This is a genomic window from Amedibacillus sp. YH-ame10, from assembly GCF_053848885.1.
Genome location: NZ_JBSPFA010000013.1, coordinates 67,995 through 86,168 on the forward strand (window position 1 = coordinate 67,995; position 18,174 = coordinate 86,168).

Sequence of the window (18,174 nt, forward strand, 5' to 3'; positions counted from 1 at the left end):
TTTGAAACAGTTTGGAGTTCTGTGTTTGATTTAAAGGATTGTATGATTTATCTGCGGAAGGTGATCCAAGAAAAAAGAAGTTTATCGAGGACAAAAGATTACATGATGTTATAAATAAAAGAAAGTAGGATATCAATGATAAATCCTATATATGTAATCGTGAGTAAGTATTACCCAGGAAATAAAAAGGCTATAAGAGTGTAATCTTATAGTCTTATTTGTATCATGTTATGTAGATGGAAGGAATAGATATAGAGTTGAACTTGTTTGTTTGGATAAATAGTTTTCATTGCTTTTTGATACGTATAAAGTTGTTCTTGGTAGCGTTCTATAAAGTCAGCTTCATTTGATAATGCGTCTGTTTTAAAATCAATAATGGTAATCTCATTTTCATCAAGTGCTACAAAGTCCATATATCCATGTAATATTTCAGTTCCATGTTGTGCTGTAAAGGGAAGCTCATAATAGCACTCTTTTGTAGACGCAATCATATAAATCTTATTCTTTTGAAGATTAAGCAATGCCTGAATATCGTTAGGACGTATATCGAAAGATATGTCATCTGCGATATGTTTTATATCTTCAGATGAGAGTGCCTGATTCTTCATGATTTCTATCATTTTATGCATGTGAGTTCCATAAAGGCTTCCATTCAACACTTTGTCTAATGTGAACTCGGGAACTTCTATCCCTTTTGCTTGTGATGCGGTAGAGAACTGAAGTGGGGTGAATGGATGTTGGTATAGCGATATCGATTGATATGGAACTTCTTCCATCGGCTGTATTTGATTTTCCCACAAATGATGAACTTCACGAATCGTGAATAGAGGGCTTGGATGAGTGAGATATGTTTGTAGAATCCAAGAGGTATATCCATTTCGATTGTATACTTCAGACATCGTTAAAGGATGTCGATAGGTATCTAGAGATAAAATACAATCTACAATGTGCATCTGTTGTTGAGCACGTGTTGTAGCTACATATAGAATACGCATTTCCTCTTCTAATTCTTCTTTATCTTTTTTGTGTTCCATCGCAATTCTTTGGATTGTAGTACGAATATATCGTTGTGGTAAATCCATCGCTTTCATGGCGATTCCAAGATCACTATCTGCAATGCAATAATCTTTAAATTCTATAGGTGTTTGATTATCAGTAGACCATAGGAATACCACAGGGAACTGTAGCCCTTTTGATTGGTGAATACTCATAACACGAACAACATCAGCTTCACTACCAACAGGGATTGCCTCTGCTGTTTGTGCATCTTTGATTTGTTCAATTTGAGCTAAGAAGGATTCTATGCCACTGGCAAAATCTTGTTCAAATTGGACGGCTTTTTCAAACAATAAATCCAAATTGGTTTTTTCTTGAATGGTCGTGTGATTTGTATAATAATTTTCCACATTATATAAAGCGTTCAACATTTCACTTAAGCGGAAAGTGTTGGCATGTTCTCTTAGGGTTTCAAAATGTTCAAAGGATGGAAATGGGTGTTCTTTAAAATATGCATAATAGGATTCTTTTTTATCTTTTACTAATTTTGCTTGTGCTAAATCCTGTGCACTTCTTTGAAATAGTGGAGACATCATCAAAGCAACAAAAGGAATGTCATCGTGTGGGTTACATAAGCATTTCAATGCGGATAACATAATCTGTACGGAGCTTGATTGATAGAATCCGTACTTGATATCAATAAAGTAAGGGATGTGCAATTCATCAAAGGCTGCCTTTAAGTTATCTTTTCTTGCATTTCCACGTACCAAAACAACGAAATCTTTCCATGAACGTTGTTCTTTGTTTTTTATATCGATGATTTGATTCGCAATATAATTTGCTTTTAATGTATTCTTCGCAATGATTAGGTGTTCTTCTTCTTTTATTTCATCGTGGAAAATCGTATGAAAACAAATAGGTGCATTGTGTTCGTTTTGTTCAGGAACACCAGTATCTACATCATCTTCTTTCGTATAGCTACAAGAGAATCCATCCATATTCATCAATTGCTTAAAGAGTTCGTTGTTAAAGTCTACAATCATTTTCTTTGAACGGTAGTTGTTGGATAGATAGATAACTTCATCATGATATCCACGATTATCAATAAGCCCACGCATCAATTGAGGTTTGGCATGTCGAAATCCATAAATGGATTGTTTGATATCACCTACGCGAAATACGTTATCCTTTTTACAAATAAGATTTACTAAATCATTTTGTACATCGTTACTATCTTGGAATTCATCTACCATGATTTCGACAAACTGTTCACGATAAATATGAGCGATTTGTCCATCATTAGCACGAAGAATTTCTAAAGCAAAATGCTCCATATCATCAAAATCGATACAATCATTTTTTTCTTTTAGAGATGCATACGCATGACGGTAGTCTTTACACATTTCCACAAGTTTCTCAATGTAGGGTTGTAGCTTTGCGATATCTTTCATAAACTCATCTTCTGTAAATAAATTCGCAAGCATGCGATCTTCAATCACTAGAATATCTTTACGCAATTTCGCGTACTCCTTGTCTTCTTTATCTGGACAAGGGGGAACAACCGCATGGGAAATGTTTATGAATTCCTGACGGAACTGTGTATAGTCTTTTGTTTGTAGAAAAGTGAATAGATTAGGGAGAGCTAGTATTTTCTGTTGTACGATCGTATGTTTTTTTACATCTTCATTATATTTTACGATATATAATTCATTAACTTTTTGGATATTCTCTTCATATCTTCTACATTCTACAAGTAAATATTCAAAGAAATTTTCTTGTAGGTCAATACTTAAATCTTCGATACGATGAATATTTTGATATGCGGTCGATAAAGAAGACAGCCATACATCACTGTTGGATTTACTAGATGCTAATGTCGCTAGTGTGACAATCATGGATTGTAAAGCTTCGTTATTTTCAGGACGTGCAGAAAACATCTGTGTAAGATTCACAAATACTTCTTCTTGTTTTTTATATTGAATTTGAAATGCTTCTTCCATTGCGAGGGCTTGGTATTGTGTCATTTGTCCATTGTCCATGACATGAGTAATTCGTTCTGCGCGAATACCAACCATATAATAATAGTTTTGTAGAATTGATAAACAGAAACTATGAATGGTTGAAATATGGGCAGTTTGAATACTTGTTAATTGTTTGGATATAAAAATCTTTTCTTCTTCATTTGCATTTTGGTAAGCTTTTTGTAGTTCGCTTGCCAGACGCTTTTTCATTTCATTTGCGGCAGCTTCTGTAAATGTCATAGCACATATGGCATCAATAGAAACATGATCATGCATTACCAAATCCATCAAACGGGCGATAAGGACTGTAGTTTTTCCACTTCCAGCAGATGCAGAAACAAGGATGTTTTTATGTTTTGTATGGATTGCTTTAAGCTGTTGTTCATTCCACTTAGGCATTTTCATCCTCTCCTTTCTGATATAGATCATCTTCTGGTTCTACCCATTGTACTTTATCTGTATAGTATCCTTTAAAGCGACAAATTTCATGATAATCACAATACGTACACGCATCTTCTAAAGGAGTTAAGGCGATATCTCCATGTAAAATTTTATGTCCAATCATTTGATACATCTGTGTAAAATATTTTTGTATGCTATGCAAATCGTATAATTTACGAGCTTTTATAAGACCATCTTTACTAGCACTGATACCTACAATATGGCTTGCGTCATCATCGATTTGCGCAACTTCTTTGTGCATGGTCCAACCGTTGAAACGTCTTGCTTTTTTGCGTTCAATCTCCATATCGTCTTTGCTATTGATATTGTGTGTAACGGGTTTGCGTCGAGACATACTTCCTGCTGTATAGGTAATATTCTCATTCTTTAGTGAAATGTAATATGCACCTAAGATATCTTTTCCAGTTTCTTTTGCAATGACCATAGAGTATGTTAAAAGCTGTAATTGGAGAGCCGCAAATACATTGGGTTCTGATAACGTCTTAACGGAACTCTTGTAATCAAGAATACATGCAAATTCTCTAGATTCATCAATTCGATCGATATATCCATGAAGAGCGAGTACGTAATCATCTAATGGAATTTCATAATCAAAAGGCATTTCACATCGACTTGGAGATAAGGAAGAGTGTTTTTCATAATCGTCTAAGACATGAATTGTTTGTATCATAGACTGCAATAAATGATATTTCACATTTGTCAACGCATCTTCCATAGATGGAAATAAAGTTTGTAATGCTCCAACTTCACTTGCGATGATATTGGAAATGATTTCTGTAGCATTTTCCGTATATCGTTTACCTGATGTATTGATGAGTGTTTCTAGGATATAATGCGATAATGTTCCTGCATAAGAATCGGGAAATCCAGGCTTCATTGGTTCTCGTAAGGATAAACCATAACGAAGGAAATATGAAAATGGACATTTTACATAGCGTTCTAAGGAAGAAATTGATCCATGTAATGTGTTGTCTTTAAGAAATAATCGATGGGCAGTTTCTTCATCAATATGATCTTGCAAAGAGATTTCCATATAGTTTTCATGTACTGGATATGGAATGGAATCTACATTCATAAACTGTTCAATCTCTAATGCGCATTCCAATCCTTTACCTTCATACGTTCCAGATGCATAGGATATGATAATGTTTGAAGAGGTACACAATAATTTTGATAATTGTTGTTGATGATGTTGAAAACGTTCTTCCATAGATGGATACCCTTGAATGAGCGCATAATAAGGTTCATCAAAAATACCTTTCTTGACTTGGAAGGCAGGATAGTTGGATTGATTTGCACCTAATAGGAAGTGATGCTTTTTGTTTATGATTTCATCACTTAGAGAGTGAACAAGGATCCCTTGATACTCTTTTGGAGTATGTGATACATTCATTTGTTCAATAAAGTATAGCATAAAGGAGATATCTTCATCACGTTCTATATAAGGGTGAAGTTCTTGAAGAAGCGTGGTGATTTGCATAAACATGGTACGATCTTCTGTGGAAGTTAAGGTTTCTTTAATGATGTTTACGATTTCTATCAATAAGGAAGGGATAGAAGGAGCGTTTTTTATGGATGTTAGCGTATTCCATAATTCTTCTTGTACTTCCTTTGCTTGCATTTCCAGTTGCTTTAACTTTTCTAAAGTAATTTCATCAATCACATTCCCACTTTCTTGAATTTCATTTACATGATGAAATAGGGTATCAAACGCACAAGAAAATACTTGTAGATATTCGCGCAAGGCATGGGTGTGTTTATGTAGAAATAATCCTGCATCAAAACACGCAAGAAGATGTTCATTATCATAGTTCAAATACAGCTTGAATAATGACAGAAAACGATTTACGATAGGAGATGTATGTTGTTGATGTAATAATGTAATCGGGATTTGATATCGTTCAAAAATTTGTTTTAATAATGGTTGGTAAGTAGTATCGCACAATGTTATATGAATATCTTCTGCTTGTAGGTTTGAGTGGATAATATATTGTGCACATGCTTCTACTTCTTGGCGCTTGTTCACTGCGTGGTAGAATTGTTTCTCACAAGTATATAATGTCTGTTCAATGAGCTTTGCATCCTTTGTGAGCAGTTTTTGGATAATCTGTTGATCCTCTAGCGAATAGTAGGTATCTATGATATATACTTGATGAAAGGAAAGGGATTCTATCTTATCTAAAAATGAAATATATTTATGTGCAGGTACTTGAATATCTTCGAATGTTTTTAAAATCTCATATAGTTCCAATTGTGCTTGGGTATTTTGTGGCAATTGTTCAATTGGTATGTTCCAATATGTAATCGCATTATAGAACTGGTAACATTCTTCTAAAAATGGGGCAGTTTCTGCGATGCTTGGATATGTCTTCATATGCGCTTTTAATGGAGATATATGTTTCTTTATAGCAAAAAGTGAAGTATGCATAGAAGGGATTTCTTCATAGGAATAAGAGGATATAAATTGGATAGGTGAAAAAATACGTAGTCCCACCATACCCTTTTTTTCTTTTACGATTTGTTCTCTAATTAGCGCATGCATATGGGATGGCGCGATAAGTATGCTATTCATTGGTAACTGTGTGAAATCCATATAAAATTCCTCCCATTTTCTCTTTTTATATTATATCTTTTTCATAAGAAAAAAGATAGCCGAAGCTATCTAAGGAATTATTTAACATCTATGTTTTTTATGATATCAACCATTGCATCGTGTAAATCTTCACGTTCTAAAGCAAAGTCAATTTGTGCTTTTAAGAAACCTACTTTATCGCCAACATCATAACGAATTCCTTCGAAATCATATGCATAAACAGATTCTTTTTGTGTAAGTCGATCGATCGCGTCTGTTAACTGAATCTCGTTCCCTTTTCCTGGCGCTTGTGTTTCTAACAATTCAAAAATGGCTGGTGTAAGAATATAACGACCAAGGATTGCGAAATTACTTGGGGCATCTTCTAATTTAGGTTTTTCAACAAAACCTTTCACGCTTGAACAACGTGGTGTTAAGTTTTCTTGTGGATCAATCACGCCATATTTATGTACTTGTGAATCTGCGACACTTTGTACGCCGACAACACTTCCATTATATTGTTCAAACGTTTCTACTAATTGTTGAGTTGCGGTTTTTCCACCTTTATTAACGACGATGTCATCTCCTAACAAGATGGCAAATGGTTCATCCCCTACAAATGATTTTGCGCACAATACAGCGTGACCTAATCCTCTAGGGTTTTTCTGACGAACGCTATAGATGTTTGCCATATCTGCAATTTCTTTTACCATCTCCAAATGTTCTTGATCACCACTTGCCTCTAGTTTTCTTTCTAATTCGAAGCTTGTGTCAAAGTGATTTTCGATACATGACTTATAACAGTTTGTGATGATTAAAATTTCTTCAATACCACTTGCGACAGCTTCCTCGACGATGTATTGAATGGTTGGTTTATCCACGATTGGTAACATTTCTTTTGGTACTGCTTTTGTAGCTGGTAAAAATCTTGTCCCAAAACCAGCGGCAGGAATGATTGCTTTTTTGATTTTCATAAGTTTATCTCCTTTAAACGTTAACTTTATTGTACCATATATAAACATACGGACAAGGTGTATTTGTAAATTCACCTTGTATAAAGCATTGGTGAATTTTGCTATCTTAGGATTCTATCTCGGTGTAAATCCTTGATTCGTTGAAAAATCACTGGTAAATTCTTACGATTTTGGTACAGATTTTTGATGTTAACCCTATCTTAATTGAAAAAGCTTAGCAAGAAGCATATAATAAGGAGGAACAAAAGGAGAAGGAACTATGAAAATTTTAGTAACTGGTGGAACTGGTTTTATTGGAAGCCATACATGTGTTGAACTTATGGAAGCAGGACATGATGTAGTAATTATTGATAACTTGTATAACTCTCAAATTGAGGTAGTTAAGAAAATTGAAGATATAACAAAAAAGAAAGTTGCTTATTATGAAGAAGATTGTTGTAATGAAGCAGCTTTAGAAAAGATTTTTAATGAACATACAATTGATGCAGCAATTCATTTTGCCGGGTATAAAGCAGTAGGTGAATCTGTACAAAAACCAATTATGTATTATGAAAATAATCTAATGAGTACATTAGCATTGTGTAAAGTAATGGCAAAGCATAATTGTAAACGTTTGGTATTCTCTTCTAGTGCGACCGTTTATGGAAATCCAGCGAGTGTACCAATCTTTGAAGACTTCCCATTAGGACCAACAACAAACCCTTATGGAACAACTAAACTAATGATTGAACAAATTTTAAAAGATTTATATGTATCAGATAACGAATGGAACATTGCATTACTTCGTTACTTCAATCCAATTGGAGCACATAAGAGTGGGTTGTTAGGAGAAAGTCCTAACGACATTCCAAACAACTTAATGCCTTACATTGTGAAGGTTGCGAATAAAGAACTTCCTTATCTTCATGTGTATGGAAATGACTATGATACACCAGATGGAACAGGTGTCCGCGATTACATCCATGTTGTAGATTTAGCAAAAGGGCATGTGAATGCAGTTAGCAAAGTAATGGAACCAATTGGTGTGGATTCTTATAACTTGGGAACAGGGATTGGATATAGTGTTCTTGATGTAGCGAACACATTTGCGAAAGTAAATGGAGTAGAAGTACCTTATCAAATAGATCCAAGACGTCCAGGTGATATTGCGACTTGTTATGCAAGTACTGAGAAAGCATTAAAAGAATTAGGTTGGAAAGCAGAGAAGAACTTAGAGGATATGTGTAAAGATGCTTGGCATTTTTTACAAACTACAAAGAAATAGATTTACATTATGAAGAACAGGTACCAACTTTAAAAAGGTTGATACCTGTTTTTATGTGAATCCTTTTGCTGTGCATAACCCGATACAGCGTGATCTTATTTACTTAATATAACAAAATTGTTTCAAAATGAAAAACAGTTAATTCTACATCTATATATTTTTTCGAGTCAGGAAATATATAAAAGGCATATTACAAAAAAAATTATCTTAATTGAAGAATGATATATGATTTATATTGAAAAATATAATGAATGTTGAGTATTTTTTTTGTGCAATAATATAGAAAATAGAAAATAACTTCTTTAGAAATATTTTTGTAGCAACAAGGCAGAGACTTTCAAAGATTTTCATAAATACAATTATGATAAAAATACAAATTTTGCTTTTTCGAAGAAGTGTGATAGAATTATAATAAATAATGGGGAAATTATTACAATATAGTGGAGGGGCACATATGAATAACCAAGTAAATGGTGTAATTGATTATTGGTCTATAATTGATTTTTTAACACAACCTGATTATCCATCTATCAATGTTAAAGATAATGAAACTGCGCAGATAATAGGACATGATATAAACGGTTCTTTTAATATGGAAAAAATGCTAGATTATGATAACAAAAAACATACAAAACTACCGTTTATTTCTAATACTATAGAAATATGCTTGGGAAAAATAACGAGAGAAAATTGTACAAAGGCAATCTATACATTACTGAATGAGGAAGATTTAAGAGAAGATAAAGCTTTTAAAAACATTACGGTAATGGCTTTTCAAGTTACTAGTCTATTACGATATGTAGAGGGAACATTCAATATTTCCCCTATTCTATGGATGATGTATAAGATAAAAACATCAGTAATCAAAGATATGATGGATGTGGATATAAATAATTACTATGACGATTTAAAAGAAATAGAAAATTGGCTAAAGGAAAAAGATGAAATAAATGAAAATGTTTTAAAAGAATGTTTCAGCAAAGTAAAATCAAAATTTATGAAGGACCTGCCTAATATATGTGACCCATCATTCCAAGGAATGGTTATATATCAAAGATTTAACGATGAGAAAATAAAAGAATTAAATGTAAATAATTTAGGTTATAGTAACTTACATACAGGATTTTTTAGTAAAGATTTGAAACTTGTGAAAAATCAGATTGCAAGCGGATGTGTAGAAAAGAATACATATGGCAGAAATTGTATCCTTCCATTTATTACACATCTATTGGAAAAAAACAAAAATAATGGAATGACTAATATTTTAAGCGATACTTCAGAGACAAAGATATTTTACAAAAATAATTTACATATAGAAAATGCTCCTTTAGGAAAATGGCCTTCAAAATATTCACCTTCATTTATGCAACAACTTGCAATAAACATGGCTATTAAGGAAGGGAAAGAGAATCCTAATTGCTTTTCCGTCAATGGTCCTCCTGGGACAGGAAAAACAACGCTACTAAAGGAAATAATAGCAAACTCAATAGTAAAAAAAGCATTGTGTATAAGCACATACGAGGATGCAGATAAAGCTTTTAAGAAGCAGTCATTTCAACACGGGGATAAACTAGGGCACGGATATCTAGATAGATTTAATGCTTTTTACACAGTGGATGAAAGTATTGCGCGATATGGTATTTTGGTAGCTTCAAGTAACAATAATGCGGTGGAAAACATTACTTTAGAATTACCTAATGGAGATAATTTAATAAACGGAATTGAAGTAAATCATATCGATACCAAAAATGAGAACGCACTACAAGAAATTGCAGGCTTATTTAAACAGAGCCAAGATAATGATATCTATTTTACGAAATCGGCAAATCATCACTTTAACAAACTTAATAAAAAAGATGGTGATACAAAAGATGATTATTTCTGGGGATTTATTTCTGCAGCATTAGGAAAGCGTTCAAATATAAATGCATTGAGTGAAACACTAAATTCTTTATTCTTTGAGTGCTTAAGTAAAAATTCTTGGATAACGGAACATAAAGAGAAGTATAAGGAAGCAGTAAAACAATTAAAACTACAAGAAAAAAGAGTGAAAGATATTCAAAATAAAATCGAAATAAGTTGCGATTTTGAGGATAATTGTAAGTCCACAATAGAGAACCTATTATTGTCGCAAAAAAATAATAAAGTCCTGTACCAAAAGTGCGAATGGATGATTGAAAATTTCGAATCTAAGAGCAAAGAAGTTGAAAAACAAGTAAAAGAGCATAACAAAGCAATGAATGAAATGCGAAGAGAACTTTTGAAGTTGAAAAATTTAAAAGGCGAAGAAGAGAACTTGTGCAAAGTACAAGAGCAAGATATTCAAACGCTTGAAAGTGAAATTCAACAATTAGAAACTAGCAGAAATATTATAGATATACTATGTAAAATCTTTCGTATTAAAACTATGAAAGAAAGCAAAATACAGGAAAAATACAAATTATTAGAAGATAATATGCAACAGCTAACTGTATTGAAAATGGATTATCATAAAGCTGAAGAAGAGTATTTAGTTGTTTTAAAAAAAGAAAAAGATTTAGACAATACGCTTTCTAAAACAGAAAAGAAGATTAAAAATTATCAGTTATCTATCACTAGTAATAAGAGAAAAAAAGAAAGCATTCTAAAAACACTAGATGAAATTGAATGCTCTATAAAAGACACAGAAAGTAAATATGAGGCATGGGTTCAATCAATTCATAAAACAAAAGACTATGAATCATTTGATGCTCTTCACGAAGAGTTTTGGAAAGGCTTTTTTGGAGATAATGAGAAAGCAGCTAAGGCTCATTTATCAAACCCATGGATGAGCGAAGAATTTAATCGTGAACGTGAAAAACTTTTCTACCTTTCACTACAAGTGATAAAGGAATTTATAATGTCAAGTAAGGCAATACGATGTAATTTGAAAAATCTTATAGTGATGTGGAAAGGATTTGAGGGTGATGAGATAGTAAAATATCATGAAGATGATCGAGTAAGAGCATTTCCTAGTTTAATTCACACATTATCAATTTTATTCCCAGTCATTTCTACTACATTTGCCTCTACTGGGAAGTTTTTAGAAGACATTAGAGATGCGTTTAGTTTAGGTACACTTATCATAGATGAAGCTGGTCAAGCTCAGCCATATATGGCCTTAGGTGCTATGCTACGGTGTAGAAAAGCAATCATTGTGGGAGATCCAAAACAAGTGGAACCTGTTGTGAGTGATGATTTAGATGCTATAAAAAGAATTCTTAGAAAAGAAGAAATAATTCCGTATATGAATAAAAAATTATCTGTTCAAGAGTTTGCAGATGCATTGAATAAATATGGAACTTATTATGAAAATAGTGAAAATTCATTAACATGGGTAGGATGTCCCTTAGTTGTTCATCGTAGATGTATCAGTCCAATGTTTGAAATATCAAACACTTTATCTTATAACAATTTGATGAAGCAACAAACATTGCCACCTAAAAAAGAGGAAGCAGAGGAGTTTTCATTTCTATGCTCCAGGTGGAAAAATATAAGCGGTAAAGAAGACAGAAGTAATGGAAAAAATCATTATATAAAAGAGCAGGGAGAATTTGTAGCTGATATTCTTATAAAGGCGTTTGAAAAAGCAAAGGATAAGATACCAAGTCTCTATGTAATCTCTCCATTTACATCTGTATCTAGCGGTTTTTGTAATGATTTAAAGAAAACTGACTTCTATAAACATGCCCATAAACAAATGAGAAAAAACATTGATGAATGGATGAAAAAGTATTGTGGAACAGTTCACACCTTTCAAGGAAAAGAAGCGGATGAAGTTGTTTTTTTATTAGGATGTGATCTTGATGCAAAAGGTGCTATACGTTGGGTGAATACGAATATTATCAATGTTGCAGTAACTCGTGCAAAATATCGCTTATGTATCGTTGGTGATTATCAGGCATGGAAACACAATGTCCATATGAGAACTACAAAAGGCATTATGGATGCGTATACCCTTAAACAATTGAATTTAGCTAATCAAAACGATCAAGTCGATAAATATTTGGTAGAAGAGCTATTAGATAGTTTACCTAAAGTGGAAGATTTGGTAGAAATAACAAATGATGGAGAAGAAGAAATTCATTTAAATGATTTTATGGATGGATTGAATATGATGGAAGATAGTTTTGAAAGTCTGTCTAAGGAGGAATATCAAAATTATTTTTTAAACGAAAGGGTAGTGGAATCTTTAACAGTAAATTGCAAGGAACTACTTTTCTCTGGAATAAAGTACGATAAGTTAATCAAGACAATGCATGAAAAAATGAATATAGAAATGAAAGAAAGATCATGTGTAAATATTATGTTTTGTAAAGCAATAGAGTTGCATTTGCTTGATTGCTTTTATAAATTTATGAAAGAATGTACGATGCACTATAAAGATGCAAGTTTTCAGAAAATTCGTATGGGAGATATTTATAATGCACTGCATAATAATAAAATACGACTTTCTCGTTTATCCCATAATCAGTTATACAGTGAGTTATGGTGGCAGGAGTATATCGATGATTTAGGGCAAATGAAAGTTCTTCGAAATCATTGTTGTCATGTAAGTTCATTTACGCAAAAAGATGAAAATGATTTCCGAGTGCTTTTATTTGAAAAAGAAATGTTTAGTCGATCATTTGCAGGAAAGATGATAAGATATGAAAACATATAAAACATTAAGTAGTGATAACAATATATTATCAATATCGGAGGGTGAAGAAATGAATTTAGATGATATTATGAGGCTTCAATTAGATAAAAACAAACTAGATATTGTTTTAATATCACACGTACGAGAGCCAAGAGGTTATGATAATCCTATTCAACTAACTTGCAGCAGAACAGAGAAGTTTAGTACAAGCGAGTTTTATGAAATTTATAAAGGGATTGTCGATGCAGGATATTTTATAAAAACTGTTTATTATAATGAGTTAGATTTTATAGAAGAGTTTATAAAAAAGCCTTCAAAGTTTAATAAGTCTTTGATATTCAACCTTGCAAGAAATGGTATTCATAATGACAAAAAAACTCTTGTTCCTGCTTTTTGCGATATGGTTTCTTTGCCATATACAACATCAAGTTCTTTTGCATGTTCTATGGCAAGAAACAAATTATTTTTCTCTCATTACCTAAATAGTTTCGATATAAAGACACCAAAAATATGGGAATCAAAAAGCGAGTTAATTTTCGCAACTCATGAAATTTCAAATATAAAAGTTTTAAAAAAACCTATGTCAGAATCGGCTAGTCAAGGAATAGATGTAAATAGTATTCTTAGTTCAAGCGAAATAAACACTAACATGGATTTCGATATAGATTATTTATATCAAGAGTATATAGATGGATATGAGTGTGAAGTGCCAGTGTTTAAAATAAATGATAAAATAATAAGTTTAGATCCAATTGAAATTAAATTTAGTAAAAATTCAATCCTAACATATGAGGATTCATTCAATGACAATTATCATTTTGGATTTCTAAAGGATAAAGTTGGAGAGGATACAATAAAACTTATAAAGAAAAATGCTATGAAAGTTTTTGAACATTTAAATTTGGATATATATGGTAGAGTTGATTTCAGAGTTACGAAGTCGGGCGTTCCTTATTTAATTGATATAGCTACTACACCATATATTACAAAGCACAGTTCTTTTTGTTATGCTTTTGAAAATAATGATCTTGATTATTCAGATATTTTTGACATAATCATAAAATGTACGGTTTTAAAGAATAACAAACTTTTAAAATGATAAAAATTGTAAATCTGAAAACAATAAACCTTTCATATAAAAATAATATGATTCATCCTGTATAGTTTTACTATTTTTTCTAAAAAAGAAATGATAATCTAACATATTCCCTTTAAAACCTTCTGTCAGCATACGATTTTGTAGTTTAAGCCTTTGTTGCATGATAGTTTCAAAGGGCGCTAATAAAGGAATGCTTATATTGCTCATCTTCGAAAATATCTTCTCAGCCTCACTTAAACCATTCACTATTGCATAAGCAAATTTTAAGTTTAACATATAAAACATATAATATGCGTCAGTTTCTCTAATATCAAAATATAAATTTTGCATATCATTTTCGACGGTGTCTTTTTGTAGAATCATAGAAAGGGCTAATCTGTTCAACTCAACCACAAAAGAAACTTCATCTTTTTTAGATGTTATTAATTCGGATAAGTTGTCAAACTCTTTTTGAATCGTGAGTAAATATATATCCTCCTCTTTATAATTCGATGATATATAGCATTCTTCAGCTCTGCATATACTTAATAACGACATATTATTATAGATTTTGTAATGACTTGGAAAATATACTTGTGTGTTGGATAATAATACCGTGCACTTTGATAAATCAATATAAGCTTCATCAAAAGAATTGTTAATAATATAATTGGCGGCTCGATTACATAATGACATATACAAATCACATAATCGGTTGTACCCTTTATAATGAGATATACTAAAACTTATCATCTCTATGGCAATGTTGGGAGGATAGTTTAAGGATGCTTTTCTACTTAATGAAGCCTTAAAATCTCCGTAAATAAAATTATCTGCATGCTTAACATAAATATTATTAAATAAAAGCTCAATTTCATTTGCCTTATCTTTATCTTCTGTCTTATCTAAATATACGTCTAGCAAAATCAAACAGCTTCTACATATCAATTCATCTTCTTCACATTTAGGATCAGTAACAAGATTATATAATGATAAGGATAATTTAAGCACATTTATTTTTTTCCCTAACTGAATGTTACATAATAATAACATACATAGAATATCCAGTTTCATGCTTAAAGAAATCGAACATGTCTCGATTGATAAGCATAAAACCGCCTTTTGATAATCATATTCTTTAAATGCTTTGAAACCTTCTATATATCCATTTTTTAATAATAGGAGCTCAGATTGAAGATATCCTGATACTTTCTTACTACATTTATCAAAAATATCCAATAGATTTGATACTCCGTTATCATCTTTGACTTTTTCCCACCTTCTCGTATATTCAATCAATAGTAACTGTAATCCTTCGTAAGCTAATGTATTAGAGCTTGCACCACTTCCTAAAAAAGAATGTAAGAAACGATTATAATAATCTTCTGGAAAATACTCCAGCAAGAATTTCGAGAATTTTTCATGTAGGTACTTTTTTTCTTCTTTCAATTTTAATGAGAAATACTCTTTGATAGTCATGTCAGGAAAATAGTAATTTTCATCGCCACGTATGAGATTGTAATTTTCAGCTTGCTTTAATAACCTTTCACTATCTAATAATTTTTTATCTAATAGAAATGATACCTCTTTTTTCGAAAATAATCCGTTTATTATAGAAATTTTTTCTAAACCACAATCACGTAATAATTCATTATTATTTATTATTAAATCGATTGCTTCGTGTAATTGCAATTGATTTTTATGTTCAACATATTCCATGTACATAAATGCAAGATTCAAATTATTATTAGCAAATTTTTTTACTTTAGATATAGGAATGCTTTCTCTGTATTTTGTTGATAATACTTCTAAATAATCATGATCACTCAAATCTGCCATTTTTATACTCTCGCAAATTTTCAAATCTTTTGAACTAATGAGTAAGAAATGGATATCTAATCCAACAATATTTGTGTTCTTATGAATCATTTTCTTGATCATTTGTTGTGAGCACAAATCCCATTGATCATAGTCATCAGCAATAATTAAAAGTTTATTATTCTTTACCGTTTTTTTTATTTCTGTTAAAAGGAGCATCTCATTTTCATTGAAAAAATAATCATTTGATATTGTTTTGTTTATCTCTAATTCAAGATTAATCGCTGAAGCCAATATTTGAGGGATAAAACCCACTCCCATAGTAAAGCCAGTTCTATACTTGTGCAATTTCACATTATGGTTTATATCCCATGTTGAATATGGAGCAGCATCTTCTCCTATTCCTTGCCCGTAAATCACACTCCAATTTTCCAATAAGCTTTCTTCAAAATTGAAAATAGTGAATGTTTTCCCAATACCTTTTGCGCCATATAAAGTTATTACTTTTTCATTTTCATCAACGAGTTTTTTATAAATTATGTCTAGTGTTTTTCTTTCAAATTGAGCTAACATGTGTCCTCCGTCAATATATATTATCATTTAGATAATATATTGTTATCATTACTTATTTCTAATTTTTCTGTATAATTTAAATTACCAAATTAGGAGGTAGCTTAAATGTACTATAGAGAAGTATTAATGAATAAATATATTGAGGATTGTGAATATAGAAAACGATTAAACCATAAAACAATAAGAGCATACAAATGTGATTTAAATCAATTTTTCCAATATGTAGGATTAGAGTATTTAAATCACGTAGAAATTATCAACTATGTACATAATCTGAACCAAACATATACAAAGTGCAAGACAATCAAAAGGAAAATTGCTAGTATTAAAAGTTTCTTTTCATATTTGGAATTTACAAATCAAATCGAAGAAACACCATTTAGAAAAATAAAAACTAGAATACAGGAACCAAAACTATTACCAAAAACAATTGAATCGGAAACTATAAATAAAATTTTTGAATATTTATACAATGAAATAAAAAAGGCTAAAACTGAATGTGAAAAAAACAAAGCTATTCGCGATGTTGCGGTTATCGAATTATTATTTAGCACTGGGTTAAGAATTTCCGAATTATGCAATATTAAAATAAATGATATAGATTTAACTAAAGGAGATTTAAGGATATTCGGCAAAGGATCAAAAGAGAGAGTTTTGTTCGTTGGAAATGCTAATGTTCTGGATATTTTAAGGACCTACTACAATCGCAATATGAATGCTATCAATAAAGTTGGATACTTATTTTTAAATAAAAGCTCCAATCCATTATCTGATCAATCAATTCGCAAGCTGCTAATTACCATAAAAAATGAACTAAATTTATCAACACATATCACACCACATATGTATAGGCATACATTTGCTACAATGTTATTAGATAAAGATGTTGATATACGATACATACAAAAAATCCTAGGTCATAGTTCAATTATAACTACACAAATATATACACATGTATCAAACACAAAACAGAAAGAAATATTAACTGAAAAGAATCCCAGAAATGATTATGTTAATTATATATAAACAGTTGTCACAATCATGTTTTACTATAATGTGAATATGAAATTTTGATAAATTGTTGTTATTAACTTAATATTCTTTAATCACTACCCACACAATTATTTATATACGCGAGATATTCTATTATAGTAGTTGCTAAGATATAGGAGTTCTAAAAATCAGATCGAAACTCATTCCTTTGATGTGAAATTTATATATTTTTATTAAACCATATAAATTTTCTGTTAATTCTTATTATCTGCTTTCGTATTATAAAGTTAGGAGTTAAATCAAATTAATTCTTAGCTTTTTATTTACATCAAGAGAAAGGGTAATATATAATATTCATGGAGAGATAACACAAGTAGGACTTGATCCTGTAAAAGACCTTTATGGCAATGTCGTAAGACTTGACTATTCAACAAGGCAATCTCTCCACAATTGATGATGCTAGCTAAGGGTGAATTCGGTACTCTTAGCTTTTTTGTTATATAGGCATATATAATGAAGAAGTTTAAAGTAAGTGAGGACGAGTCTCTTTTTGTGTTTATTATCACGTCAAAAAAAACGTCCCATTCCTTTATTCAACAGTAAATCTGTTTATAGCTAATTAGGATAATCATTCTGTATGAACAACGAAAATAGGACTGATGAAAAAAGGAAACCCAAGGCAAAAAGGCAAAGAAGGAGGAAATGCAATTGAAAGAATTATGTATCAGTATCGATGTATCAAAAGGAGAAAGTCATGTAGGGA

Annotated in this window: 8 protein-coding genes; 4 read left to right on the forward strand and 4 right to left on the reverse strand. The window is 31.3% G+C overall.

The genetic code is table 11. The features are described from left to right. Positions 1-206: 206 nt before the first annotated feature. From ACWG42_RS07175 to galU, 3 genes are all read right to left on the reverse strand, one after another. Positions 207-3,416: a UvrD-helicase domain-containing protein gene (locus ACWG42_RS07175; RefSeq protein ID WP_455791184.1), complete on the reverse strand. Its 3,210-nt coding sequence runs from the start codon at positions 3,414-3,416 to the stop codon at positions 207-209. Continuing rightward, complete coding sequence (locus ACWG42_RS07180) at positions 3,409-6,072, reverse strand: PD-(D/E)XK nuclease family protein (protein WP_455791185.1); 2,664 nt, start codon at positions 6,070-6,072, stop codon at positions 3,409-3,411. Before ACWG42_RS07180 ends, ACWG42_RS07175 begins: the two co-directional genes overlap by 8 nt. Before the next feature lie 77 nt (positions 6,073-6,149). After that, positions 6,150-7,025: a UTP--glucose-1-phosphate uridylyltransferase GalU gene (gene galU, locus ACWG42_RS07185; protein WP_455791187.1), complete on the reverse strand. Its 876-nt coding sequence runs from the start codon at positions 7,023-7,025 to the stop codon at positions 6,150-6,152. A 259-nt stretch (positions 7,026-7,284) separates the two neighbouring features. On the opposite strand from galU, the gene galE reads away from it, so the two are divergent. From galE to ACWG42_RS07200, 3 genes are all read left to right on the forward strand, one after another. After that, positions 7,285-8,289 (forward strand): UDP-glucose 4-epimerase GalE, encoded by a 1,005-nt coding sequence (gene galE, locus ACWG42_RS07190; protein ID WP_455791189.1) that lies wholly within the window; start codon positions 7,285-7,287, stop codon positions 8,287-8,289. Between the two features lie 418 nt (positions 8,290-8,707). Beyond that, entirely contained in the window at positions 8,708-12,970 is a 4,263-nt protein-coding gene (locus ACWG42_RS07195; RefSeq protein ID WP_455791191.1) for an AAA domain-containing protein, read from the forward strand. After that, positions 12,957-14,048 carry a hypothetical protein gene (locus ACWG42_RS07200; RefSeq protein ID WP_455791192.1) on the forward strand — a complete coding sequence of 364 codons (1,092 nt, stop codon included), beginning with the start codon at positions 12,957-12,959 and terminating at the stop codon, positions 14,046-14,048. The genes ACWG42_RS07195 and ACWG42_RS07200 overlap by 14 nt, the downstream gene beginning before the upstream one ends. On the opposite strand, the gene ACWG42_RS07205 is transcribed toward ACWG42_RS07200, so the two are convergent. Further along, on the reverse strand, positions 14,040-16,418 hold the full coding sequence (locus ACWG42_RS07205; RefSeq protein ID WP_455791193.1) for a hypothetical protein: 2,379 nt from the start codon (positions 16,416-16,418) through the stop codon (positions 14,040-14,042). The genes ACWG42_RS07200 and ACWG42_RS07205 overlap by 9 nt on opposite strands. Before the next feature lie 105 nt (positions 16,419-16,523). Between ACWG42_RS07205 and ACWG42_RS07210 the strand changes: the two genes are divergently transcribed. Beyond that, the gene (locus ACWG42_RS07210; RefSeq protein WP_455791194.1) at positions 16,524-17,444 is read left to right on the forward strand and encodes a tyrosine-type recombinase/integrase; all 921 of its coding nucleotides are present in this window, start codon (positions 16,524-16,526) and stop codon (positions 17,442-17,444) included. Positions 17,445-18,174: the final 730 nt, after the last annotated feature.